At 69.4% G+C, this 24,191-nt stretch carries 22 protein-coding genes; 4 read left to right on the top strand and 18 right to left on the bottom strand.

Features of this window, described 5'->3' with window-relative positions; genetic code table 11:
* Positions 1 to 435: 435 nt before the first annotated feature.
* The 4 genes from OG453_RS20625 to OG453_RS20610 are packed head-to-tail and all read right to left on the bottom strand — an operon-like array spanning position 436 to position 4,238.
* Positions 436 to 1,053: an N-acetyltransferase gene (locus OG453_RS20625; RefSeq protein ID WP_266869445.1), complete on the bottom strand. Its 618-nt coding sequence runs from the start codon at positions 1,051 to 1,053 to the stop codon at positions 436 to 438.
* Between the two features lie 56 nt (positions 1,054 to 1,109).
* Positions 1,110 to 2,036, bottom strand: coding sequence for a carbohydrate ABC transporter permease (locus OG453_RS20620; protein ID WP_266869443.1), 927 nt, complete (start codon positions 2,034 to 2,036; stop codon positions 1,110 to 1,112).
* Positions 2,033 to 2,950, bottom strand: a complete 918-nt coding sequence (locus OG453_RS20615) for a carbohydrate ABC transporter permease (RefSeq protein WP_266869442.1) — start codon at positions 2,948 to 2,950, stop codon at positions 2,033 to 2,035. Before OG453_RS20615 ends, OG453_RS20620 begins: the two co-directional genes overlap by 4 nt.
* Positions 2,951 to 2,969: 19 nt before the next feature.
* Positions 2,970 to 4,238, bottom strand: coding sequence for an ABC transporter substrate-binding protein (locus OG453_RS20610; RefSeq protein WP_266869441.1), 1,269 nt, complete (start codon positions 4,236 to 4,238; stop codon positions 2,970 to 2,972).
* 267 nt (positions 4,239 to 4,505) lie between these two features.
* Here OG453_RS20610 and OG453_RS20605 point away from each other — a divergent pair, with 267 nt between their 5' ends.
* Positions 4,506 to 6,557, top strand: a complete 2,052-nt coding sequence (locus OG453_RS20605; RefSeq protein WP_266869440.1) for an NPCBM/NEW2 domain-containing protein — start codon at positions 4,506 to 4,508, stop codon at positions 6,555 to 6,557.
* A gap of 97 nt (positions 6,558 to 6,654) precedes the next feature.
* Here OG453_RS20605 and OG453_RS20600 read toward each other — a convergent pair whose 3' ends face one another.
* Complete coding sequence (locus OG453_RS20600; RefSeq protein ID WP_266869439.1) at positions 6,655 to 7,635, bottom strand: ROK family protein; 981 nt, start codon at positions 7,633 to 7,635, stop codon at positions 6,655 to 6,657.
* 129 nt (positions 7,636 to 7,764) lie between these two features.
* Here OG453_RS20600 and OG453_RS20595 point away from each other — a divergent pair, with 129 nt between their 5' ends.
* The gene (locus tag OG453_RS20595; protein ID WP_135335772.1) at positions 7,765 to 8,802 is read left to right on the top strand and encodes a LacI family DNA-binding transcriptional regulator; all 1,038 of its coding nucleotides are present in this window, start codon (positions 7,765 to 7,767) and stop codon (positions 8,800 to 8,802) included.
* A gap of 50 nt (positions 8,803 to 8,852) precedes the next feature.
* Here the strand turns inward: OG453_RS20595 and OG453_RS20590 are convergent, their stop codons facing one another.
* Together OG453_RS20590 and OG453_RS20585 are read right to left on the bottom strand one after the other, a co-directional pair.
* On the bottom strand, positions 8,853 to 10,571 hold the full coding sequence (locus OG453_RS20590; protein ID WP_266869437.1) for a serine/threonine-protein kinase: 1,719 nt from the start codon (positions 10,569 to 10,571) through the stop codon (positions 8,853 to 8,855).
* Between the two features lie 73 nt (positions 10,572 to 10,644).
* The gene (locus OG453_RS20585; RefSeq protein WP_266869436.1) at positions 10,645 to 11,937 is read right to left on the bottom strand and encodes an aldolase/citrate lyase family protein; all 1,293 of its coding nucleotides are present in this window, start codon (positions 11,935 to 11,937) and stop codon (positions 10,645 to 10,647) included.
* A gap of 208 nt (positions 11,938 to 12,145) precedes the next feature.
* On the opposite strand from OG453_RS20585, the gene OG453_RS20580 reads away from it, so the two are divergent.
* Positions 12,146 to 13,042, top strand: coding sequence for an endonuclease/exonuclease/phosphatase family protein (locus OG453_RS20580; protein ID WP_266869435.1), 897 nt, complete (start codon positions 12,146 to 12,148; stop codon positions 13,040 to 13,042).
* 64 nt (positions 13,043 to 13,106) lie between these two features.
* Here the strand turns inward: OG453_RS20580 and OG453_RS20575 are convergent, their stop codons facing one another.
* The 4 genes from OG453_RS20575 to OG453_RS20560 all read right to left on the bottom strand — a co-directional run bounded on the left by OG453_RS20575 (position 13,107) and on the right by OG453_RS20560 (position 16,213).
* Complete coding sequence (locus OG453_RS20575) at positions 13,107 to 14,069, bottom strand: electron transfer flavoprotein subunit alpha/FixB family protein (protein WP_266869434.1); 963 nt, start codon at positions 14,067 to 14,069, stop codon at positions 13,107 to 13,109.
* Between the two features lie 62 nt (positions 14,070 to 14,131).
* Positions 14,132 to 14,917, bottom strand: a complete 786-nt coding sequence (locus OG453_RS20570) for an electron transfer flavoprotein subunit beta/FixA family protein (RefSeq protein ID WP_266869433.1) — start codon at positions 14,915 to 14,917, stop codon at positions 14,132 to 14,134.
* A 230-nt stretch (positions 14,918 to 15,147) separates the two neighbouring features.
* Positions 15,148 to 15,657 (bottom strand): flavin reductase family protein, encoded by a 510-nt coding sequence (locus OG453_RS20565; RefSeq protein ID WP_266869432.1) that lies wholly within the window; start codon positions 15,655 to 15,657, stop codon positions 15,148 to 15,150.
* A gap of 238 nt (positions 15,658 to 15,895) precedes the next feature.
* Positions 15,896 to 16,213 carry a thioredoxin family protein gene (locus OG453_RS20560; protein WP_266869431.1) on the bottom strand — a complete coding sequence of 106 codons (318 nt, stop codon included), beginning with the start codon at positions 16,211 to 16,213 and terminating at the stop codon, positions 15,896 to 15,898.
* Between the two features lie 211 nt (positions 16,214 to 16,424).
* On the opposite strand from OG453_RS20560, the gene OG453_RS20555 reads away from it, so the two are divergent.
* The gene (locus OG453_RS20555) at positions 16,425 to 17,153 is read left to right on the top strand and encodes a lysophospholipid acyltransferase family protein (protein WP_266869429.1); all 729 of its coding nucleotides are present in this window, start codon (positions 16,425 to 16,427) and stop codon (positions 17,151 to 17,153) included.
* Positions 17,154 to 17,158: 5 nt separating this feature from the next.
* On the opposite strand, the gene OG453_RS20550 is transcribed toward OG453_RS20555, so the two are convergent.
* From OG453_RS20550 to OG453_RS20520, 7 genes are all read right to left on the bottom strand, one after another.
* On the bottom strand, positions 17,159 to 17,845 hold the full coding sequence (locus OG453_RS20550) for a B3/4 domain-containing protein (protein WP_266869428.1): 687 nt from the start codon (positions 17,843 to 17,845) through the stop codon (positions 17,159 to 17,161).
* 45 nt (positions 17,846 to 17,890) lie between these two features.
* Complete coding sequence (locus tag OG453_RS20545) at positions 17,891 to 18,484, bottom strand: transglutaminase domain-containing protein (RefSeq protein ID WP_266869427.1); 594 nt, start codon at positions 18,482 to 18,484, stop codon at positions 17,891 to 17,893.
* A gap of 90 nt (positions 18,485 to 18,574) precedes the next feature.
* Positions 18,575 to 19,645 (bottom strand): low specificity L-threonine aldolase, encoded by a 1,071-nt coding sequence (locus OG453_RS20540; RefSeq protein ID WP_266869426.1) that lies wholly within the window; start codon positions 19,643 to 19,645, stop codon positions 18,575 to 18,577.
* A gap of 23 nt (positions 19,646 to 19,668) precedes the next feature.
* A complete protein-coding gene (locus tag OG453_RS20535) occupies positions 19,669 to 20,409 on the bottom strand; it encodes an SDR family NAD(P)-dependent oxidoreductase (RefSeq protein ID WP_266869425.1) in 741 nt (246 codons plus the stop codon).
* A 26-nt stretch (positions 20,410 to 20,435) separates the two neighbouring features.
* Positions 20,436 to 21,851, bottom strand: coding sequence for a DUF6421 family protein (locus tag OG453_RS20530; protein WP_266869424.1), 1,416 nt, complete (start codon positions 21,849 to 21,851; stop codon positions 20,436 to 20,438).
* 81 nt (positions 21,852 to 21,932) lie between these two features.
* Positions 21,933 to 22,931: an alpha/beta hydrolase gene (locus OG453_RS20525; RefSeq protein ID WP_266869422.1), complete on the bottom strand. Its 999-nt coding sequence runs from the start codon at positions 22,929 to 22,931 to the stop codon at positions 21,933 to 21,935.
* A 38-nt stretch (positions 22,932 to 22,969) separates the two neighbouring features.
* Complete coding sequence (locus OG453_RS20520) at positions 22,970 to 24,097, bottom strand: LLM class flavin-dependent oxidoreductase (RefSeq protein ID WP_266869421.1); 1,128 nt, start codon at positions 24,095 to 24,097, stop codon at positions 22,970 to 22,972.
* Positions 24,098 to 24,191 lie beyond the last annotated feature (94 nt).

Below are 24,191 nucleotides of genomic sequence, written 5' to 3'. Positions count from 1 at the left end.
CACCAGCCCACCGCCCGGCAGTTGCACCTCCTGGGGACGGGGTGAAGCCTCGCGGAATCCCGGCCGACCGAGAGGCCGACTCCCTGCCGCCCGACGTCCGTCTGGCGCCCGCGCCAGGACCCAGCTCGCGACGCATGGAACACAACACCAGCCCACCGCCCGACAGTTGCGCCCCTTGGGGACGGGGTGAAGCCTCGCGGAATCCCGGCCGACCAAGAGGCCGGCCCCGTGCCGACCGAGAGATCACCCCCGGCCGACCGAGAGGCCCGCTCCCCGCCGCCCGACGTCCGTCAGGCGCCCGTGCCGGGACGCGGCCCGCGACGCATGGAACACAACACCAGCCCACCGCCCGGCAGTTGCGCCTTCTCGGGACGAGGCGAAACCTCTCGGACTCCCGGCCGACCGAGCGTCCGGCTCCCCGCCGCCCGCTGCCCGTCAGGCGCCCGCGCCGGAACGCGGCTCGCGGCGCATCGACCACAACACAGGCCCACCGCCCGGCAGTTGTGCCTCCCCGAGGACCGTGAAGCCGAAGTGTTCGTACACGGGGATGTTGGACGGCTTGGAGGACTCCAAGTAGACCGGCAGGCCTGACGCGTCGGCCTGGGCGAGTCCTGAGCGCAGCAGCACCGACCCGTGCCCCTGGCCCCGGGCTGCCGGGTCGGCGCCGATGACCGCCAGGTACCAGTGGGCTTCCTTCGGGCCGTGCTCGGCAGCTGCCTCGACCGCGTCACGGAACAGGCCTGCCCGGTCGCCCAGGATGTCCTGGAGCTCCTGGATGGTCTCCGCGTCGGGGACGGCCTTCTCCTGCCCCTCCGGCGCCACCCAGAAGGCGGCCGCCGCGTCGGTCCGCTCGCAGACGCCGTGCCGCGCGTACTGCCGGGTGAACAGCGTGGTGAAGTACCGGCCAAGTCCCGCCTCGCGAGAGGCGTCTTCCGGGAAGAACCAGCGCATCATCGGGTCGTCTCCGAAGGCACGGGCCAGGGTCCGGCTCACCAACTGAGCGTCATCGACCGTTGCCGTTTTCGGGGTGTTCGTCATAGGCATACGGGTCATTCTGCACACCCGATGATCTTCGATGACGCCGGGGGCCCGTCAGCCGCCGGTCGCCCTCACCCCTTGCTCGACCCCAGCGTCAGCCCCGCGATGAAGTGCCGCTGCAGCAGCAGGAAGACGAGGACCGTGGGGAGGGCCACCAGGACCGAGCCTGCGGCCAGCAGGTTGTAGTCCGTGAAGAATTGGCCGCGCAAGTTGTTCAGGGATGACGTGATCGGGAGTTTGTCGGGGTCGGAGATGAAGATCAGGGCCCAGAGGAAGTCGTTGTAGATCCAGGTGAATTCGAGCGTTCCGAGGGCCGCCAGCGCGGGGCGGCACAGCGGCAGCGTGATGCGCCAGAACTGGGTCCATACGCCCGCGCCGTCCACGATCGCCGCCTCCAGGATCTCCTGCGGCAGCGTCCGCATGAAATTCGAGAGGACGAAGACGCAGAAGCCAACCTGGAAGCCGATGTTGACGATGATGATCGCCCAGTACGAGTCGTACAGGGTGAGGGAATCGGACATCCACCAGGGAAGCGGAATCTTCAGGAAAAGGACGTACAGCGGGGTGACGAGGACCTGCGGAGGCAGCAGATTGCCCGCGGTGAAGAACATCAGCAGGAGCATTCCGCCGCGAATGCGCAGCCGGGACACGGCGAAGGCGACGAACGCCGCGAGGAAGAGCGTGATGACGACCGCGGGCACCGCGATGAGCAAGGTGTTGGTGAAGTACTTGCCCATGCCGGAATCACTGTAGGCCTGGCGGTAGTAGTCGAAGGAGAGGCGGTCGGGGAAGGAGAAGTAGCCGTGCTGAGCCGTCTCTTCGTACGGACGAAGGGAGGCGTAGACGGCGAGGAGGAGCGGCGCGAGGAACGCCAGGGAGACGGCCGCGAGGAAGATGTGCACGCCGAACCGGCCCGGACGTCGCCCGCGTCCGGGGGATTTCCGGACGGGCGGCGCCGGCGCGGCGGCGGGAGCCGTGGTGTGGATGTCGGCGGTCATCGGTCGCGCGCACCTCGCAGCTCTTGGACCAGGAACGTCACGATGAATCCCAGGGAGACGGACAGCAGGACGACCGCGATGGCCGAGCCGAATCCGATACGGCTGGCCTCGCCGATGATGTTGTCGGTGATGAGCACGGAGAGCAGTTCCAGGCCATTGCGGCCCTTGTTCACCGCGTACACGATGTCGAAGGCACGCAAAGCCTCGATGACCGTGATGACGCCGACGATGACATTCACCGGGCGCAGGGTCGGGAAGACGACGCGGAAGAACGTCTGGCGGGCGTTGGCGCCGTCGATCTGCGCCGCCTCCTTCAAGGCGGGATCGACGGATTTCAGGCCTGCAAGATAGAGGATCATCACGTAGCCCGTATGCCGCCAGCTCGCGGCGAGCATCATCATCCAGATGTTGATGTCGGAGTTTCCGAGCCAGTCGACCGGGTCGTTGCGGTCGTTGAGGAGGGTGTTGACCACGCCCTGGTCGGTGCCGAGGATCAGCTGGGCCATGAATCCGACGACGGCGAGCGAGAGCACCACCGGCATATAGAAAACGGACTGGTAGAAGCGGCTGAAGCGGACTCCGCGGTCGATGACGACCGCGAGGAGGAGGCCGAACGGCGTCGCCACCAGGCCGAGGAACGCTATCCACAGCAGGTTGTGGCGGACGGCCGGCCAGAAGGCCGGGTAGTTGTCGACGAGGTTCTCGTAGTTTTTTCCGCCGACCCACTGGATGTCGCCTATGCCGTCCCAGGAGGTGAAGGACAGGCCGATGGAGGCCAGGGTCGGGCCCCAGATGATGACGATGTCCAGCAGGACGGGAATTCCCAGGAGCACGCCGAGGACGACGATGTCACGGCGTGTGAAGCGCCGTGGTCCCCGTCGTCCGGCGCGCCGCGCGATGGTCTTCTGCGGCACGGAACGCAATCCCCGCTACTCAGCTGACGTCCGACGAGAAGATGTCGTTCTTCTGCCGCTCGATGCTCTTGACCAGTCCGTCGACGTCGTTCGGATCGTCGATGAAGTCCTGGAGGGCCTTGATCATGACGGTCTGCGCGAAGTCGGGCCGGGTGTCCCGGTCGAGGAACTGCGATATCTGCTTGGCGCCGGCGACGAGTTCGGCCGATTTCTTCTGCAGCGGGCTGTACTTGCTGGTGTCGGCCCCGTCGTTGACCGCGACGTTGTTGGGGTCACCGGACAGATAGATGTCCTCGGCCTTCGGCGTCCCGAGCCACTTCAGGAGCTCCTTGGCGCCGTCGACGTTCTTCGACTTCTTGGCGACCAGGAATCCGTCGATGGGTGCCTCGACGGCGTCCTGTCCGTACGCGGGGTCGATCTCGGGGAAGGCGAAGAAGTCGATGTCGTCGCGCTCCTTCGCCGGGAACTGCTGGCCGGGGTGCGGCATTCCGAAGACGGCCATGCCCGTCTTGCGCTGCTGAAGGCCTTGTCCGGCCTCTTCCCAGGTGCGGCCGAGCGCGCCCTTCTGGTAGTACGGCATGAGTTCGCGCCACAGGTCGAAGACCTTCTTGACCTTGGTGTCCGTCCAGGCTTCCTCGCCGGCCATCAGGTTCTTGTGGAACTCGTATCCGTTGAGGCGCATGTTGATGTAGTCGAAGGTGCCCATCGCGGGCCAGCCGTCCTTGTCGCAGAAGGCGACCGGAATCCCGTCCTTGCTCATCTTCTTGGCAAGCGCGATGAAGTCGTCCCAGGTCTTGGCCTGTTCGTAGCCCTGCTTCTCGAAGAGGCTCTTCCGGTGGAACACGGCCCATGGGTAGTAGTAGTACGGCACGAAGTACTGCTTGCCGTCGTGCGTGGACTGCGCCTTCAGTGCGTCCGAGAAGCCGCTGAATCCCTTCCACACATCGCTGACATCGATCAGCAGGCCCTTCTCCGCGAAGTACTGCATGCGGTATCCGGCGAACCACATGAAGACGTCGTCGGGTGATCCCTGCAGATAGCGCGTGATGTTCTGCTGGAACTCGTTGTGCTCTGTCGTGTTGACCTTGACGGTCTTCCCGGACTTCTTCTCGTACGCGTCGAAGGCGGCGGCGAACGCCTTCTTGGGCACCGCGTCCGACGAATTGGAGCCCATCGTGACTTCGTCCTTGTTGCCGCCGGGGCCTTCGCCGCAGGCCGTGAGCAGGGCCGGAAGGGTGACCGCTCCGGTGCCGACGGCGGCACCCCGTAGCAGATTCCGCCGGGACATCCGATGTCCTGACATGCTTCGACGCGCAGCAGGATCACTGAACGATGACTGTGCCATGTCCCCCTCCTCGGGGTGCAACCGAACACAACCGAACGCGAGGGTTGGGATACCACTCCCAAGTGCCACCACAGTCAAGGGTTTCGGCGTTCGACTGTCCGAACCGTTACCACTCCCCTTCCAACAGAGTCCAACACGCTCTACCGTAAGCGCGCACCTCTGACACGTACATGCAGCCCCCAACTCCTGCGAGTACGGAGGAATGTAACGATGCGTCATCTCATCTCCCGCACCATCCGCCGAAGAGTCGTCGGGTCGATCGCCGCCGCGCTGCTGTGCGGCGCGGGCCTCGCGGCACCCGTACCGGCCGCGGCACAGGACCTGGACGCCCGGGGCGGAGCAGCCCCTGCGTCCGGTGCCGAGTCGAAGCTCCCCGGCGATCTCGCCCTCACCCCGCCCATGGGCTTCAACAACTGGAACTCCACCCACTGCAGGGCCGAGTTCGACGAGTCGATGGTCAAGGGGATCGCGGACATCTTCCTCGAGAAGGGACTCAAGGACGCCGGCTATCAGTACGTCAACCTCGACGACTGCTGGGCGCTGCCCGAACGGGACGCGAACGGCAAGTTGGTCCCCGACCCCAAGCGATTCCCCAATGGGATCAAGGCAGTTGCCGACTACGTACACGCCAAGGGCCTGAAGCTCGGCATCTACACCAGCGCCGGCACCAAGACCTGCAGCGACATCGGCTTCCCCGGAGCGCTCGGCCATGAGGTCAGCGACGCACAGCAGTTCGCCGACTGGGGCGTCGACTACCTCAAGTACGACAACTGCAACAACCAGGGCGTCGACGCCAAGAAGCGCTACATCGCGATGCGCGACGCGCTGAAGGCCACCGGCCGCCCCATCGTCTACAGCATCTGCGAGTGGGGCGAGAACAAGCCCTGGGAGTGGGCCTCCGACGTCGGCCATCTCTGGCGCACCACCGGCGACATCAGCGACAACTGGAGCTCGATGCTGTCGATCATGAAGCAGAACCTGCCGCTCGCCGAGCACGCGGGTCCGGGGCACTGGAACGACCCGGACATGCTGGAGGTCGGCAACGGCGGGATGACGGACACCGAGTACCGCACGCACTTCTCCATGTGGTCCGTCATGGCCGCGCCGCTGCTCATCGGCTCGGACCTGCGCAAGGCCACGCCCGAGACCTTCGAGATCATCGGCAACAAGGAAGTCATCGCCGTCGACCAGGATCCGCTGGGCAAGCAGGGCGAGGTGCTCTCCTCCGAGGGCGGCCGGTGGGTCGTCGCCAAGGAGATGAAGGACGGCAGCCGGGCCGTCGCGCTCTTCAACGAGACGGGCAGCGCCCAGTCGATCGCCACAACGGCGAAGGCCGTCGGCCTCCCGGACGCGGACGGCTACACGCTGCGCGACCTGTGGCAGCACAAGAGCTACAACACGGCGGGCACGATCTCGGCGACCGTCCCCGCGCACGGCACCGTACTGCTGCGCGTGTCGGCGGACGGCAAGTGGGCACAGCAGCCGCCCGCCGTCGAACTCGGCCTGGGCGGCGCCCCGTTCATGGAGCCCGGCAAGCCGACCAAGCTGAGGTCGAAGGTCACCAACCTCGGCCGCACCCCCGCGCAGAAGGTGTCGGCCACCATCAGCGGACCGTCCGGCTGGCAGATCAAGGCGACGTCGCCGTCGACCGCGAGCTCCCTGGGCACCGGCAAGTCCCTCAGTACGTCGTGGTCGGTGACCGCGCCTCAGGGCGCGTCCCCGGGTGCGTACGACCTGACCGTCAAGACGGCCTATCGCTCCCCCTCCGGCGCCCGCGCCCAGAGCACGCTGCCGCTGACGGCACATGTCGTCGTGGCCCCGCCCGCGGGCAGCTCGGCGATGAGTGATCTGCCATGGCTCTCCACGGCCAACGGCTGGGGCCCGGTCGAGAAGGACACGAGCAACGGCGAGAGCGCGGCCGGCGACGGCAATCCGATGACGATCAACGGGGTGGTGTTCGCCAAGGGGCTCGGCGCGCACGCGTCGAGCAGCATCGAGTACTACACCGGCGGTGCCTGCGAGAAGGTCACGGCCAAGGTGGGCGTCGACGACGAGAAGGGCCTCAAGGGTTCGGTCGCCTTCGAGATCTGGGCCGACGGCAAGAAGGCCGCGTCGACGGGCGTCCTGACCAACGTCCATGCCGCGCAGGGCCTGTCGGCCGACGTGAGCGGTGCGCAGACGGTACGGCTCGTCGTCACCGACGGCGGTGACGGGACCGACTCCGACCACGCGGACTGGGCGGAGCCAATGCTCAGCTGCTGAGCCGCGGGCCGCTTTGGTTGCCGTCTGTCACCGGCTCCGCCGAGTTCGTCCTCAAACGCCGGACGGGCTGGAGATGTCTCCGGCCGGGCTGAAATCGTCAGCCCGTCCGGCTCTCCAAAGCCGTGGGCTGCGTCGGCGCCGCGCTCAGCCGCTTACCGCCGAGCACGGCCGCCGCCGCCCCCACCAGCCCCGCATCCGTACTCATCAACGCTGGGGCCACGGTCAGTTGGCGTACAAAAGACAACGTGGCGTAGTCCCGCAGCGCGCGGCGCAGGGGCGTGAAGAGGACGTCGCCCGCCTTCGCCACGCCGCCGCCGATGACGGCGATGTCGATCTCGACGAGCGTCGCCGTCGCGGCGATCCCGGCGGCCAGCGCCCTGGCCGCTCGGGCGAAGGAGGCGAGGGCCACCGGGTCGCCGGCCCGGGCGGCGATGGCGACCGCCGCGGCGGAGGTGTCGCCGTCCGGGCCCGGACGCCAGCCGCCGTCCAGGGCGCGGCGCGCGATGTTCGGGCCGCTCGCTATGCGCTCGACGCAGCCGCGCGCACCGCAGGGGCAGGGGTCGCCGTCGAGGTCCACGCTGATGTGGCCGATGTGGCCCGCGTTGCCGGTGGGGCCGGGGTGCAGTTGCCCGCCGAGGATGAGGCCGCCGCCGACGCCGGTGGAGACCACCATGCACAGGGCGTTGTCGTGGCCGCGGGCCGCGCCCTGCCAGTGCTCGGCCGCCGTCATCGCGACGCCGTCGCCGACGAGTTCGACGGGCAGCCCATCGGTCGCCGCCCGCACCCGCTCGACCAGGGGATAGCCGCGCCAGCCGGGGACGTTGACGGGACTGACCGTGCCCGCCGACGCGTCCACGGGGCCCGCGCTGCCGATGCCCACGGCACGGGCGCGGCCCCACAGCGGGGAGATTCTGAGCTCGGCGACGACCTCTTCGACCGCCCGCATCACGGTGTCGCCGTCCTCGCGCGCGGGCGTCGGCCGCTGGGCGCGCAGCAGGATCCGGCCGTGCTCGTCCACCAGGGCGCCGGCGATCTTGGTGCCGCCGATGTCGAGTGCGACGACGAGGTCCGTGTGCATCAGTGTCAGATCTCCTGGTGAAAGGGCAGGCCGGAGAGTGCGATGGACAGTCTCTCTTGCATCTGACAACGTTGTCCAGGTTCTATGCTCGACGCCACATCATTTACGCCGACGACAGGACAGCGCACCGTGGCCGAGACCGCTCGCCGCCCCGAGAACCGATACGGCTCCCGTCCGACGATGAAGGACGTCGCCGCGCGCGCCGGTGTGGGCCTCAAGACGGTCTCCCGGGTCGTGAACGGCGAACCGGGCGTCACTCCGGACACCGAACGCCGCGTCCAGGAGGCCATCGAGGCCCTCGGCTTTCGCCGCAACGACAGTGCACGGGTCCTGCGCAAGGGCCGCACCGCCAGCATCGGCCTCGTCCTGGAGGATCTCGCCGACCCTTTCTACGGCCCGCTCAGCCGCGCCGTGGAGGAGGTCGCCCGCGCCCACGGCGCGCTCCTGATCAACGGTTCGAGCGCCGAGGACCCGGACCGGGAGCAGGAGTTGGTGCTCGCGCTGTGTGCGCGCCGGGTCGACGGGCTCGTCGTCATCCCGGCCGGTGACGACCACCGCTATCTGGAGCCGGAGATCGCCGCCGGTGTCGCCACCGTCTTCGTCGACCGTCCCGCCGGGAAGATCGACGCCGATGTCGTGCTCTCCGACAGCTTCGGCGGCGCGCGGGACGGCGTCGCCCATCTCATCGCCCATGGTCACCGGCGTATCGGCTTCATCGGTGACCAGCCGCGGATCCATACGGCCATAGAACGCCTGCGGGGCTATCGCGCCGCCATGGAGGACGCGGGCATCCCCGTCGACGAGGAGTGGGTGTCCCTCGGCGCGACCGCCCCGGAGCGCGTCGGACCGGCCACTGAGGCGATGCTGAGCGGCCCGGACCCCGTGACGGCGATCTTCGCGGGCAACAACCGTGTGACGGTGACGGTCGTCCGTGTCCTCGCCGGGCTCTCCCGTCCGGTGGCGCTCGTCGGCTTCGACGACATCGAGCTGGCGGATCTGCTGCAGCCGGGCGTGACCGTCGTCGCCCAGGACGCGGCGCAGTTGGGCAGGACCGCGGCGGAGCGTCTGTTCCGGCAGCTGGACGGCGCGTCCGACGCTCCGGAGCGCATCGAGCTGCCCACCCGGCTGATCACCCGCGGGTCGGGCGAACTGCCGCCCGCGGGCTGAGCGTTGCCGCGCCTTCCGGTCAGCAGACGGGGAGGCCGGGCAGCGGCTCGTCAGCAGACGGGGAGGCCCGGCAGCGGCTTGTCGTTGTCGCCGCCCTTGATGTAGACGTCGCTGACGAACACGTTCGTATTGCCGCTGTCGTCGTCCGTCTTGGCCCACCAGACGTTCGTCCACTCGCCGTACGTCTCGCGGCGGCCGAGGTTCTGCTGACAGTAGAAGTAGTTGGTACCCGCGTTCAGTACGCCCGCCTCGGTGCCCGACGCGGTGTACGACTTGGCGGTGCGCCACACCGAGCAGTCGTACTTGCCGCCGCCCGTGGCGTGGCAGACGGGCTCGGGGGCCGGGTCGCCGCCGCCCGATGTGCCGCCGTCGGAGCTGCCTGAGCTGCCGGAGCCGCCGCCGGTCGTGCCCTCGTCCTCGGTCGGCTCGGTCGAGGGCTTGGGGCGGCTCGTCGGCTTGACGGTGGACTTCGGGTCGTCCTTGTCCGACGGCTTCGCGTCCGGCTCACGGGACTTCTCGTCGCCCTGCTTCGACGGCTTCGGGGCGCGCGTGCCGTCCAGCGAGCCACGGCTGTTGTCCGCATCCGGCTCGGCAGTGTTGCCGCCGGAGGACGCGGGACTCTGTGCCCGGTTTCCGTCCTCTCCCCCGTTGTTGAGGAGGGCGACGGTGACGCCGGTCGCGGCCAGTACGACGGTGACGGCCGCCGCGGCGAGCAGGGCGCGGCCGCGGCGCGGGCGCTTGGGCTGCTGCGGAGACGCGGGGGACGGCTGCGGGACCGGGGCCGCGGGGTGCGGCGCGGCGGCCGATGCCGCGAGCGGTGGCCCAAAGCCCGGCGGCGGACCGCTCGGGATGCTCCGCTCGGTGGTCTGCCTCGGCTGCGGCGCGGGCTCGCGCAGCGCGGTCGTGGCGGCTCCGCTGCCGGCCGCGTCGGCGAGCAGCAGCACCGCCTGGTCGGCGTCCGGCCGCGCCTGCGGGTCTTTGTGCATCAGCTGCTGCAGTACGGGCGCCAGGGGGCCCGCGCGCTGCGGCTCGGGCAGCGGGTCGGTGACGATCGCGGTGAGCGTGGACCACGTCGACGTACGGCGGAAGGGCGACGATCCCTCGACCGCCGCGTACAGGGTGGCTCCGAGGGCCCAGACGTCGGATGCGGGGCCCGGGTCCTGGCCCTGGGCGCGCTCGGGGGCCAGATAGTCCAGGGAGCCGACGAGCTCGCCGATGCGGGTGAGGTGGGTGGACGAGCCGTCGGCGGGGTCGTCCATCGTGGCGATGCCGAAGTCGGTGAGGACGACGCGGCCGCCGGACTCCAGGAGGATGTTGCCGGGCTTCACGTCGCGGTGCAGGACGCCGGCGCGGTGGGCGGCGGCGAGCGCCTCCATGACCTTGGCGCCGATGGCTGCAGCCTCGCGGGGGTCGAGGGTGCCGCGCTCGCGCAGGACATCGTCCAGGGAGGGCCCTTCGATGAGCTCCATGACGATGAGGGGCCGGCCGTCGACCTCCGCCACGTCGTGCACGGCGACGACTCCGGGATGCCGCACGCGGGCGGCCGCGCGGGCCTCGCGCTGCATCCGCACGCGCAGGTCGGCCAGCTCGGGCCCGGCCGCGTCCGAGTACGTGCGCAGCTCCTTGACCGCGACCTCACGGTGAAGCACCTCGTCCATGGCACGCCAGACGACACCCATGCCGCCGCGCCCGAGCTGCGCCAGGACGCGATAGCGCCCGGCCAGGAGTCTGCCGACCCCGCCCGTCTGTTCCTGATCCCCCGAAGACACCGCTGCCCCGTTCCTGCGACACCACTTCCGTGGGCTACAGAGTACGGGGCAGGGGTGACAGCGCGTGCCGGAGTTACTTGGCGTTGGCCGTGAGGTCCCCGCGGCGGGGGCCCGCGAAGGACTGCAGCCCTGCCAGCGTGAGGCCGGTGCCACGGGTGACCTCGCCGGCGTCGAGGGCGCCGCAGTCCAGGCCGCGGAGCAGATATCCGGCGAGCGCCTTCGCGGTGGCGGGCTCGTCCGCGACCGCGCCACCCTCGTGATGCCCCGCGTAGGCGGACAGGCGCGCGGCGGCCCGCTCGAAGCCCTCGCGGTAGAACGCGATCACGGCCGCGTACCGCGTCGGGATGTGGCCGGGGTGCATGTCCCAGCCCTGGTAGTAGGCGCGGGCCAGGGCGCGCCGGGTGAGGCCGAAGTGCAGCCGCCAGGCCTCGTGCACGTTCGCGGTCGAGCCGACCGGCAGCACGTTGGTGGAGCCGTCGGAGACGCGTACGCCGGTGCCTGCCGCGGCGACCTGCATGACCGCCTTGGCGTGGTCGGCGGCCGGGTGGTCGCTGGCCTGGTAGGCGGCGCTGACGCCGAGGCAGGCGCTGTAGTCGAACGTGCCGTAGTGCAGGCCGGTGGCGCGGCCCTCGGCGGCCTGGATCATCCGGGCGACGGCGGCGGTGCCGTCGGTGGCGAGGATGGACTGGCTGGTCTCGATCTGGATCTCGAAGCCGATCCGGCCCGACTCCAGGCCGCGTGCCTTCTCGAACTCCTCCAGAAGGCGCACCATGGCGGTGACCTGCTCGGGGTACGTCACCTTGGGCAGGGTCAGGACGAGACCGTCGGGGAGACCGCCGGCCTCCATGAGACCGGAGAGGAAGATGTCGAGGGTGCGAATGCCACGGTCGCGGACCGCCGCTTCCATGCACTTCATACGGATGCCCATGTACGGGGCCGCCGTGCCGTTCTTGTAGGCCTCGGCCACCAGGCGGGCGGCGCGGGCCGCGTCCTGGTCCTCGTCCTTGCCCTTGTAGCCGTCCTCGAAGTCGATGCGCAGGTCCTCGATGGGCTCGCGCTCCAGCTTGGCACGCACGCGGCTGTAGACCGGCTCGGCGAGATCGTCGGTCAGGCCGAGTACGGCGGCGAAGGAGGCCGCGTCCGGGGCGTGCTCGTCGAGCGCCGCCAAGGCCTGGTCGCCCCAGCTGCGGATGGTGTCGGCGGCGAAGGCCTCGCCCGGGACGTACACGGTGTGGACGGGCTGGCGGGTGCCTGGGTCTCCGGGATAGGCGCGCTCGAGCTCCGCGTCCACCGGGGCGAGGGAAGCGCTGATGCCCTCGCTGACTGCACCGGCGAGGCTCGTTGCCACCTGCTCTTGCTGACCCATTCCTGCATCCTCCACACGCTCGGTGCCGCGCCCGGCATTTCCGCTCCACGGAATCAACAATCCGTATGGCGAAGTTATCCGTCGACCTTCCCGCTGGTCAACACCCTCTCGTCTGCCGGACCGCCGCCGTTCACTCCTGTCTCAGATCCTGCTTCCGCACTTCCCTGCGCGCACCCCATGCTGACCGCCACCCACCGAAGGAGACCGCGTGCCGCACGACTCCCGAGTGACCCGCCGCCTCGGCCTGCAGACCGTACTCGCCGCCGCGGCGGTCCCCCTGTTCACCACGGCGCTTGCCGCGTCCCCCGCGCACGCGGTGGAGCGTGCCGGGCGCCGTCTGGAGGTCATGTCGTTCAACCTCCGCTACGCGAGCACCACGCCGCCCAACACCTGGGCCGACCGCCGCCCGGTGACCCGGGAGCTGCTGCGCCGCGCGCGCCCGCATGTCATCGGCACCCAGGAAGGCCTCTACCAGCAGGTGCGCGACATCGCCGCCGACCTGGGCCCGCACTACGACTGGATCGGCACCGGCCGTGCGGGCGGCAGCCGCAACGAGTTCATGACCGTCTACTACGACACCCGCAGGCTCGCCCCGGTCGAGTACGACCACTATTGGCTCTCGGACACCCCGGACGTCATCGGCTCCAACACCTGGGGCGGCGGTTCCATCCGCATGGTCACCTGGGTCCGCTTCCACGACCTGCGCACCGACTCAGAGCTGTACGTGCTCAACACCCACCTCGACAACGCCAGTCAGTACGCGCGCACGCGTGCCGCGAGTTTGATTTCCGAACGCATCGCCCGCCTCGACCGGTCCCTGCCGATCCTCGTGACGGGCGACTTCAATGTGGCCGCCCACAAGAATCCGGTTTACGACACGATGCTGGGCGCCGGTCTCGTCGACACCTGGGACGCGGCGGACGAGCGCAGCAAGGCGTACGCCACGTTCCACGGCTACAAGCCGCTCACCCCGGACGGCGACCGCATCGACTGGATCCTGGCGACACCGGGGATCCGGGTCCACTCGGCGACGATCAACACGTTCGCCCTCGACGGACAGTTCCCGAGCGATCACCTGCCGGTGCAGGCGAGTCTGACGCTGTGACGCACGAGGCCCCCGCCACCGCGCGGGGCGCGGAGCGGGGGCCTCGTGTTTCGGTCGATCGAGGTCAGCCCTTGCGGGTCTTGACCTCTTCGGTGAGGGCGGGGACGACGTCGAAGAGGTCGCCGACCACGCCGTAGTCGACGAGGTCGAAGATCGGGGCCTCGGCGTCCTTGTTGATCGCCACGATCGTCTTCGAGGTCTGCATGCCCGCCCGGTGCTGGATCGCACCGGAAATACCCGAGGCGATGTACAGCTGCGGCGAGACACTCTTGCCGGTCTGGCCGACCTGGTTGGAGTGCGGGTACCAGCCGGCGTCCACCGCGGCACGCGAGGCACCCACCGCCGCACCCAGCGAGTCGGCAAGCGCCTCGATGATGTGGAAGTTCTCGGCGCCGTTGACGCCACGGCCACCGGAGACCACGATCGCGGCCTCGGTCAGCTCCGGACGCCCCGTCGACTCACGCGGCGTCCGCGCGACAACCTTCGTGCCCGTGGCCTGCTCGGAGAACGACACGGCAAGCGCCTCGACCGCGCCCGCGGCCGGGGCGGCCTCCACGGCCGCACTGTTGGGCTTGACCGTGATGACCGGAGTACCGGTGGTGATGCGGGACTTGGTGGAGTAGGAGGCGGCGAACGCGGCCTGCGTGGCCACCGGCCCCTCATCGCCCGCCTCGAGGTCGACGGCGTCGGTGATGATGCCGGACTTGATGCGGACCGCCAGACGCGCGGCGATCTCCTTGCCCTCCGCGGAGGAGGGAACCAGTACCGCGGCCGGGGACACGGCCGTGTAGGCGGCCTGCAGCGCGTCGACCTTCGGCACCACGAGGTAGTCGGCGAACTCCGGCACATCGGCCGTCAGGACCTTCACCGCGCCATGCTCGGCCAGCACCGCGGCCGTGTCGGCGGCACCCGCGCCGAGGGCGAGGGCGACGGGCTCGCCGATGCGGCGGGCCAGCGTCAGCAGCTCCAGGGTGGGCTTGCGGACGGCACCGTCCACGTGGTCGACATAGACGAGAACTTCAGCCATGGGACTTCAATCTCCTGCGATTACGAAGAAGTAGGGGGGCGGGTGAGAGGGCCTGGCGGGCCTTAGATGAACTTCTGGCCCGCGAGGAACTCGGCCAGCTGCTTGCCGCCCTCGCCCTCGTCCTTGACGATCGTGCCCGCCGTACGGGCCGGACGCTCGGTCGCGGAGTCCACCGTCGTGAACGCACCCTCCAGACCGACCTGATCGGCCTCCAGGTCCAGATCCGACAGATCCCAGGACTCGACCGGCTTCTTCTTCGCCGCCATGATCCCCTTGAACGAGGGGTAACGCGCCTCGCCCGACTGGTCGGTCACCGACACCACCGCCGGCAACGACGCCTCCAGCTGCTCGGATGCGGAGTCGCCGTCCCGGCGGCCCGTCACCACACCGTCCTCGACCTTGACCTCGGAGAGCAGCGTCACCTGCGGGACACCCAGCCGCTCGGCCAGCAGCGCGGGAATGACACCGGCCGTGCCGTCGGTGGAGGCCATGCCGGAGATCACCAGGTCGTAGCCGGCCTTCTCGATCGCCTTGGCAAGGACCAGCGACGTACCGATGATGTCGCTGCCGTGCAGGTCGTCATCCTCCACGTGGATGGCCTTGTCCGCACCCATCGACAACGCCTTGCGCAGCGCGTCCTTCGCGTCCTCCGGACCCACCGTCAGCACGGTGATCTCCGCGTCGTCCGCCTCGTCCGCGATCTGCAGCGCCTGCTCCACCGCGTACTCATCGAGCTCCGACAGCAGACCATCGACATCGTCCCGGTCCACGGTCAAGTCATCGGCGAAGTGCCGGTCGCCAGTGGCGTCGGGCACGTACTTCACGGTGACAACGATCCTCAAGCTCACGCCGGCTCTCCTACTGCATCGTCTTTACTGGGCTGCTGCCTTGCTCTGGCCACTGCCTTCTTGCAGGCAGCATAGGCGCCTGGAGCGGCGGATCCCGGTCGGGGCGGCCCGCGCTCCGACCGGAATATTACTCGTCAGTACACCCAGAACATTCCCACTAAGCAAGCGCTCTGAACTGTGACCTTCCCAACGCTCTGTAATCAGGCACACAGCGGGGCATTCGGGAACTCTCAGTCGCGCAGCACGTTGAAGCGACCCTGGTGGTAAAGCAGCGGCCGCCCCACGCCCGCGGGGTCCCCCACGACCGCCTCCGCGAGGACGATGCGGTGGTCACCCGCGGGCACCCGCGCGGCGACGCGGCAGACGAGCCAGGCCAGCGTGCCGTCGAGCACGGGGACCCCCTCGGGCCCCTCGTACCAGCGCGTGGGCGCGCCGAAGCGGTCGGCGCCGCTGCGTGCGAACGTCGTGGCGAGCTCCAGCTGGTGCTCGCCGAGTATGTGGACGCCGACGTGTTCGGCCTCGGAGATCGCGGGCCAGCTGGAGGCGCCTGTACCGATGCCGAACGAGAGCATCGGAGGTTCGGCGGAGACCGAGACGAGCGAGGTGGCGGTGAAGCCGACGGGGCCCGCGGGGCCCTGGGCAGTGATCACCGCGACGCCCGCCGCGTGCTGCCGGAAGACGGAGCGCAGCAGGTCGGGCGAGGCGAGTTGGGGCGTACGGAGATCGGGCGTGGCCGTCATGGAGTTGTCCTTCTGCCGGAGGTACGAGCGGTTCCGTGGCTGCTCAGCAGCCCGGACAGCGCGCACTCGCATGACGTGCGAGGTCCAGGTGGACGCGCTCGTAGAGAAGGAGCTCCGGAGGCATGGAAGCAGGCTGACGATAGGTGCCGGGTGCAGTCAAGTCCGTTCCGCGATGTGAAAGACCCCTTGTGACGCCCTGACCGTGCATCATCGCGACTCCCCTCCCCCGCACATCGCCTCACAGGGCCTTGCCCAGCGCGGCGATCACATCGGCCTTGCGCGGCTGCCCGGACCTGCGCAGCACGATGTCCCCGTGCGCGTCGAGCACCAGGACCGTCGGCGTCTTGAGGATGCGCAGTTCTCGTACGAGATCCAGTTCCGCCTCGGCGTCGATCTCCACATGGCGGACACCGGGGACCATTTCGGCCACCTCCGCGAGGACGCGGCGCGTTGCCCTGCAGGGCTGGCAGAAGGCGCTGGAGAACTGCACGAGCGTGGCCCGCTCCCCCAGCCGACCGACCAGCTCGCGCACTTCGCTCTCCCGCCATTTCGCCATGATCCGACTGTCGCGGACTTCAGCGTCCGCACGCCCGAAAAGATTCCGAAAGCTTGCGAACGTGACGAGAATCTCGCGCCTGCGGGGCACGATGGGTGGCCAGCCGTCCGTTCATGGGGCACGATCTGCGCAACGCCGAAAAACCTACGGCTGCGTAACTTCCCGCCGGGAGCCCCCTCCCAAAGGCAGAAACGAAGGGCCCTCCCCACCCATGGCAGAGCTTGTCTACCGTCCGGTCGTCGGTGCCGCGAAAACGCTTTTCAAGGCATGGGACCTGAAGATCGACTGCAAAGGGTCGGAGAACATCCCTCGGACCGGCGGTGCGGTCCTTGTCAGCAACCACATCAGCTACCTGGACTTCATCTTCGACGGTCTCGCCGCCCTGCCGCAGAAGCGGCTCGTGCGCTTCATGGCCAAGGAGTCGGTGTTCCGGCACAAGATCTCCGGTCCGCTGATGCGCGGCATGAAGCACATCCCTGTCGACCGCAAGCAGGGTGAGGCGGCCTACCAGCACGCGCTCGACTCGCTGCGCGCCGGGGAGATCGTCGGGGTCTTCCCCGAGGCGACGATCTCGCAGTCGTTCACGCTGAAGTCGTTCAAGTCGGGTGCGGCACGCATGGCACAGGAGGCCGGGGTCCCGCTGATCCCGATGGCCCTGTGGGGCACCCAGCGGCTGTGGACCAAGGGCCACCCGCGCAACTTCAAGCGCAGCCACATCCCGATCACGATCCGCGTCGGCGAGCCGGTCGAGGCGCCCAAGGACCAGTTCGCGGGTGCGATCACGCGGCGCCTGCGCGAGCGCTGCCAGGAGCTCCTCGAAGCCGCGCAGCGCGCCTATCCCGTACGCCCCAAGGGCCCGGACGACACCTGGTGGATGCCGGCGCACCTCGGCGGCACCGCGCCGACTCCCGCCGAGGTGAAGGCCGCCGAGGCGAGCTGAATCGATTACTCCGGCGCGTGGACGGTCAGCCGCGCGCCGGGGCTGAACTTCTCGAGCAGCTCGGCCAGTTCGGCACCGGCCGCCTCGACTCCGGAGTCCGGCCCCATCCCCTCCAGCAGGAAGATGGCGTTGACCGACTCCTCCGTGAGGCGGGTGCGCGGGCCCTGGCGCCAGTTCCAGCGGCGGCAGGTGACGCCCTCGTCGTCGCACCAGACGACCTCGCCCGCGTCGGGATGCTCGACCGCCTGCTCCCCCGCGGCCATGGTCACGAAGTCCTCCGCGCCGGTGGCCAGCACCAGTCGCATGCCGCCCTTGATGTGGTCCAGGTCCTCGCCGCCGACCGGGATGAGATGGGCGACGCTGATCGCGTTGTAAACGTCCACCAAGGTGTTGATCCGCGGCAGCCCGCCATCGGCGAGGGCCCGCTTGGCCAGCGCCTCGGCGGAGTTGCGGGTCCGGGACGGCTTCGCGCCGAAGGCCGTGTACGCCGCGCGCCAGGCCGCCATGTGCGGGTCCTCGTGCGGGGCACGGCCGCCGAGCCGCTCGGTGAGCCGACGTGCGGCCTCGTCGAGGAGTGCCGAGGCCTCGTCGGTGCTCGGCCCGTTGGTGAGTCCGTACGCCTCGATGGCGACGTGGGTGAAGTCGGGGGCGAGGGCGCGGACTTCGTCGGTCACGGTGATCTGGAAGGTCATCGGCTGCCTTGCGTTCGGAGTGCGGCTGTGCGGCTGTGCGGCTGTTCAGAGTGCGTCGGGAAGGTTCTCCCACAGGTACGGACGGTCCGGGGCGCTCTGCAGGATGCGCAGGACCGTCGCATGCGGTGCAGCATAGAGTACTGGATAGTCCATCTCAGTGGACTCCGCTTCCGGCACAAAGGCGAGCCTCTCGGCGCCGAGCGAGAACTGGGCGTCGACGCCGGGCTTGTTCCCCCGGCAGTCCTGCCGATGCCAGGCGCCCTGGAAGCGGACGGCGACCAGGCCGTGCACGCAGTACCCCGTGCCCGCGTCGTACGCGAGGCGCTGATAGCAGAGCGCGGTGGGGATGTCCTCGGCGCGCAGCAGCGCGGCCAGCGCGTGCGCCTTGGCATGGCAGATGCCCGTGCCCTGCTCCATGACGTCGGAGGCGCGCCAGGTCACGCGCAGATCGCCGCTGTCGGCGGAGTGCGGGATGGTGTCGCGCACGAACTCGAAGGCCGCCTGGGCGTATGCGTATGAATCGGCGGCCTGCCCGGCGAGGCGTGCGGCGGTCTCGCGTACGACCGGATGGTGATGGTCGATGACCTCGTCGGCGGCCAAGTAGGCGGACAGGTCAGGGATTTCCTGGATCATCTGCATGACCCGGGAGCATAGAAATGCGACCGACCGTGAGTCAATGCTTTTACGGTCGATCGCATACCTATGCAACGGTCCAGAGTCTGCGAGGTACTACCTCGCCATCTCCTCCTTGAGCGCCGCGACGAAGCCGTCGACGTCCTCCTCGCGGGTGTCGAAGGCACACATCCAGCGGACGTCGCCGGCCGCCTCGTCCCAGAAGTAGAAGCGGTACTGCTTCTGCAGCCGCTCGCTCACGTCGTGCGGCAGCCGTGCGAAGACCGCGTTGGCCTGCACCGGGTAGAGAATCTCCACGCCGTGCACGGCGCGCACGCCCTCGGCCAGGCGCTGCGCCATCTCGTTCGCGTGCCGGGCGTTGCGCAGCCACAGGTCCTTGGCGAGCAGGGCCTCCAACTGCACTGAAACGAAGCGCATCTTGGAGGCGAGCTGCATGGACATCTTGCGCAGATGCTTCATGTGGCTGACGGCGTCCTGGTTGATGACCACGACGGCCTCGCCGAACAGAGCGCCGTTCTTCGTGCCGCCCAGGGACAGGATGTCCACGCCGACCGCGTTCGTGAACGTCCGCATGGGGACGTCCAACGCGGCCGCCGCGTTGGCTATCCGCGAGCCGTCGAGGTGCACCTTCATGCCGAGCTTGTGCGCGTGGTCGCAGATGGCGCGGATCTCGTCCACCGTGTAGAGCGTGCCCAGTTCGGTGTTCTGCGCGATCGAGACGACCTGCGGCATCGCACGGTGCTCGTCGTCCCAGCCGAACGCCTGCTTGTCGATCAGCTCGGGGGTGAGCTTGCCGTCGGGCGTGGGCACCGTGAGCAGCTTCAGACCGCCCATGCGCTCGGGAGCGCCGCCCTCGTCCACGTTGATGTGCGCGGACTCGGCGCAGATCACCGCGCCCCAGCGGTCGGTGATCGCCTGGAGCGCGACGATGTTGGCACCCGTGCCGTTGAAGACCGGGAACGCCTCGGCGGTGGGGCCGAAGTGGCCGCGGATCACCTGCTGGAGGTTGGCCGTGTAGTCGTCCTCGCCGTACGCGATCTGGTGACCGCCGTTGGCAAGGGCGATGGCGGCGAGAACCTCCGGGTGGGCGCCCGCGTAGTTGTCGCTCGCGAAACCCCTTACGTCCGGGTCGTGATGACGGCGTGCGTCGGTCTTCGGAGGGTTCACAGCTTCACGCGTGTCGCGAGCGGTCACGGCTTCTCGGTCAGCCACAGGCGGTTTCCGTTCACTTCCCCGGCGGGCCGCTCCCAGACGCCGGCGATGGCCTCGGCCAGCTCCTTGACGTCCGTGAAGCCCGCGAACTTCGCGTTGGGCCGCTCCGCGCGCATCGCGTCGTGCACCAGCGCCTTGACCACCAGGATGGCAGCCGCCGACGTCAGGCCCTGCTCGGCCCCCGCCTTGCGGAAGGCGTCGCCGAGGGCGAGCGTCCAGGCCTCGGCCGCGGCCTTCGACGCCGCGTACGCCGCGTTGCCGGCCGTCGGCTTGGAGGCGCCGGCCGCGCTGATCAAGAGGTAGCGGCCGCGGTCGCTGCGCTGCAGGCCGTCCTGGAAAGCCAGGGAGGTGTGCTGCACCGTACGGATCAGGAGCTTTTCGAGCAGGTCCCAGTCGGCGAGGTCGGTCTCGGCGAAGGTGGCGCTGCCGCGCCAGCCGCCGACGAGATGCACCAGGCCGTCGATCCGCCCGAACTCCTTCTCCGTGCGCGCGGCCCACTCGCGGGTCGCGTCCAGATCCAGGAGGTCGACCGTGTCACCGACGACGGTGGCCCCGCCGTGCGCGTACCGCGCGGCGTCCACGGCCTCCGCCAGGCGCGCCGCGTCGGCGTCGGACGCCACGACCGTGGCTCCGGCCTCGGCCAGCCTCAGCAGCGTGGCACGGCCCGCAGGCCCTGCTGCCCCCGCGACCGCGACCACGGCTCCATCGAGTGCGGACATCGTCCTCGCCTCCTTGGTGCGGCCGCTCACGCGGCGACCTGCTCGGCGCCCGCCGCGGTGATCCCCTTGGTGGAGGCGATCACATGCTTGAGCTTCTTGGAGAGCGCCTCATAGAACATGCTGAGCGGAAACTCGTCGGGAAGCACGTCGTCGACGAGTTTCCGGGGCGGCAGCTGCGTGTCCAGGGCGTCCGGGCCCTTGGCCCAGCGCGATCCCGGGTGCGGGGCGAGGTACTGGGACACCAGGTCGTACGCGGCGAACCAGTGCACCAGCTTGGGGCGGTCGATGCCCGCGCGGTAAAGCTCCTCGATCTCGGCGCACAGCTGATTGGTGACCTGCGGCGCACGCTCCCAGTCGATCTTGAGCTTGTTGTCCGTCCAGCGGACGACGTCGTGCTTGTGCAGGTACGCGAAGAGCAGCTGGCCGCCGAGCCCGTCGTAATTCTTGACGCGGTCGCCGGTGACCGGGAAGCGGAACATCCGGTCGAAGAGGACGGCATACTGCACATCACGGGCCTGCGGGACGCCCTCGGCCTCCAGCTTCACGGCCTCCTTGAAGGCGGTGAGGTCACAGCGCAGCTCCTCGAGGCCGTACATCCAGAACGGCTGGCGCTGCTTGATCATAAAGGGGTCGAATGGCAGGTCGCCGTGGCTGTGGGTGCGGTCGTGGACCATGTCCCACAGGACGAATGCCTGCTCGCAGCGGTCCTGGTCGCCGATCATCTCGCGGATGTCGTCCGGCAGTTCGATCCCGAGGATGTCGACGGAGGCCTCGGTGACGCGGCGGAAGCGGGCCGCCTCTCGGTCACAGAAGATGCCGCCCCAGCTGAAGCGCTCGGGGGCCTCGCGCACCGCGATGGTCTCCGGGAAGAGCACGGCCGAGTTCGTGTCGTACCCGGCGGTGAAGTCCTCGAAGGTGATGCCGCAGAACAGCGGGTTGTCGTAGCGCGTGCGCTCGAGCTCGGCCAGCCAGTCGGGCCAGACCATGCGCAGCACGACCGCTTCGAGATTGCGGTCCGGGTTGCCGTTCTGCGTGTACATGGGGAAGACCACGAGGTGCTGCAGGCCGTCCTCGCGGTGCGCCGCGGGCTGGAAGGCCAGCAGCGAGTCGAGGAAGTCCGGCACCTTGAAGCCGTCGTCCGCCCAGCGCCGCAGGTCCTTGACCAGCGCCTGGTGGTACGCGGCGTCGTGCGGAAGCAGCGGGGCGAGCTGGTCGATCGCGGATATCGCGCGGTCGACGGCGAACTCGGCCACGGACTTCGCCGGTGCGCCCTCCGCGTCGAAGTCGATCGAGCCGTCGGCGGACTGCCACGGCCGGATCTCCTCCACGGAGTCCTTGAGCATCGGCCAAGCCGGGTGCTCCACAACCCTTCCCGTGGGGCCACCCCCACTCGCGGAAGGAACAGCCCCTTCCGTCGCCTTCTGCACAAGAATTTCCGTCACTTGTCAACCTCCACGGGAGAACCTCGCGTATGGACACCGTATGCGGGCGAGGTTCTCCACCACAAGGGGAGGCTCGGGAAATTATCCTGTGTTACCCCCGACATCACCGCTGTTTTTCCTGTCCGACACCGTCAGGGCGACCGCTTCTGCCACATCCGCCAGCGCCGACCGCGCCTCTCCCAGGAGCTGCGGGAAGCCCAGGAATCCGTGGAACATCCCCGGATGGTGCCCCTCGGTCACCGCCACCCCCGCCGAGCGCAGCCGGGCCGCGTACGCCCGGCCCTCGTCGCACAGCGGATCGCAGCCCGCGGTGACGATGTGCGCGGGCGGCAGCGCGGCGAGGCCGGCCCGCAGGGGCGATGCGTAGGGATGCGTACCGTCGCCGTCCGGGCCGAGGTACTGCTCCCAGAACCAGCGCATGTGCGCGGCCGTGAGGAAGTAGCCGCTCGCGTTCGACGTGTACGAGGCGCTGTCCTGCCCCGCGTCGAGGACCGGGTAGATCAGCACCTGGAGCGCCACGCCCGGGCCCGAGCGGTCGCGCGCCATCAGGGCAGCGACGGTGGCGAGGCCGCCGCCGCTGCTGTCCCCCGCCATCACGACCGCGCCGGGATCACCGCCGAGCCCGCCCGCCCCGGCCTCGGCCGCGGCCCAGCACAGGGCGGCGTACGCATCTTCGGCGGCCGCCGGGAAGCGGTCCTCGGGGGCGAGGCGGTACGCGACGGAGACCACGACGGCATCGGACTCCGCGCACAGTCGGCGGGCCGTCGCGTCGTGGGTGTCGAGCCCGCAGATCGTGTAGCCCCCGCCGTGGAAGAAGACGACGGTGGGCCGGTGGCGGCCGGCCCCCTCGGGTCGGTAGACGCGCACGGGCAGGTCGGGGGCGCCGGCAGGCCCCGGGACGGTCCGGTCCTCCACGGCGCCCACGGGCGGCGGGGCCTTGCCCGTGGACGGTGTCGCGGCGAGGATGCGGCGGGCCTCGGCCGCGTCGGTGACGGTGCCGCCGAGGTCGGGGAAGGCCGCGCTCAGCGCGTCGACGAGGGGCCGTGCCTCGGGGGTGAGGCGATCGCTGTCCGCTCGCATGCTCAGACTTCCTGGGCGTGCGCCCTCCGCGCCCACGCTCAGACTTCCTGGGCCCGGAAGTACGGGATGACCTTCTCGCCCCACTGCCGCAGCGTCTCCATGCAGGCCTCCTGCGGGACGGTGCCCATCTGGACGAGGCACATGATCTCGTCGGCGCCCGCGTCGCGCAGCCGCTCCACGTAGGCGATGGCGTCGTCGGCCGTCCCGTAGGCGTGATCGGCGTTGAAGGTGGCCGTGGAGGTGGGCCGCACCGGGATGTTGTGCTCATGCAGCCGCGCGACGACCTGCTCGGCGGCCTCCCGCATCGCGGCCGCCTCGTCGGCCCCTTCGACCACGGCCTCGTCGGGGATGCCCGCGCCGCCGTACCAGTGCCCGATGGACTGCGCGAAGAACCGCTGACCCCGGATGCCGACGCTCCGCGCGGTGTCCCGGTCGTCGAGCACGATCGTCGGACAGAGCACGGAGAAGTGGTCGTTGACGACGCTCGACACGAAGCGCGCGTCGGTACGGTCCGCGATCGCCGCGTCGTAGGCGGCCCGCATTTCGGCGATCGAGTCGGGCCCGGCGAAGCCCATCACCAGGGCGCCGATGCCGAGTTCGGCCGCCTGCTTCAGGGTTTCTGTCCTGCTGCAGGCGAGGAAGAGCGGCGGGTGCGGGGTCTGCTTCGGCCGGGGCAGGATCGGGTGCGGATCGATGTCGAGCAGCTCACCGTGATGCTCCAACTCCTCACTCGCCCAAGCCTTCCCGATGATCCGCAGCGCCTCCTCGACCTCTTGCGCCGTACGTTCCTTGTCGACGCCGCACAGCGAGGTCTCCTGCAGCGTGCCACCGCGCCCCGCCCCGAGGTCGAGCCGGCCGCCGGAGAGCAGATCGAGCATCGCGGCACGCTCGGCGACCCGCGCCGGGTGGTTGAAGTTGAACGGCATGCAGACCACGCCGTGCCCGATCCGGATGGTGCTGGTGCGCGCGGCGACCCAGGCCAGGAAGACCTCCGGGGCGCTCATGTGCGCGTACCACTTGAGGGAGTGGTGCTCGACGGCCCAGATGCGGTCGAACCCCATCTGCTCGGCCAGCACGGCCTGTTCGACGCTGTCACGGAAGAGTTGGTGCTCGCGCTCGACGGTGGGGTCGGCGAGCTGCGCTTCGAATATGACGGAGAACTTCACTTGCCCTCCAGGGAGTTGAGCGCCGTGGTGGCGGAGCCCTTGTTTCGATTAGCTATATGACTAGTCGTCAGATAGCGAGGAAGCAAGGGCCCCG

This window comes from Streptomyces sp. NBC_01381, from assembly GCF_026340305.1.
GTDB lineage: Bacteria > Actinomycetota > Actinomycetes > Streptomycetales > Streptomycetaceae > Streptomyces.
This window is presented reverse-complemented; position numbering and strand designations above follow the sequence as displayed.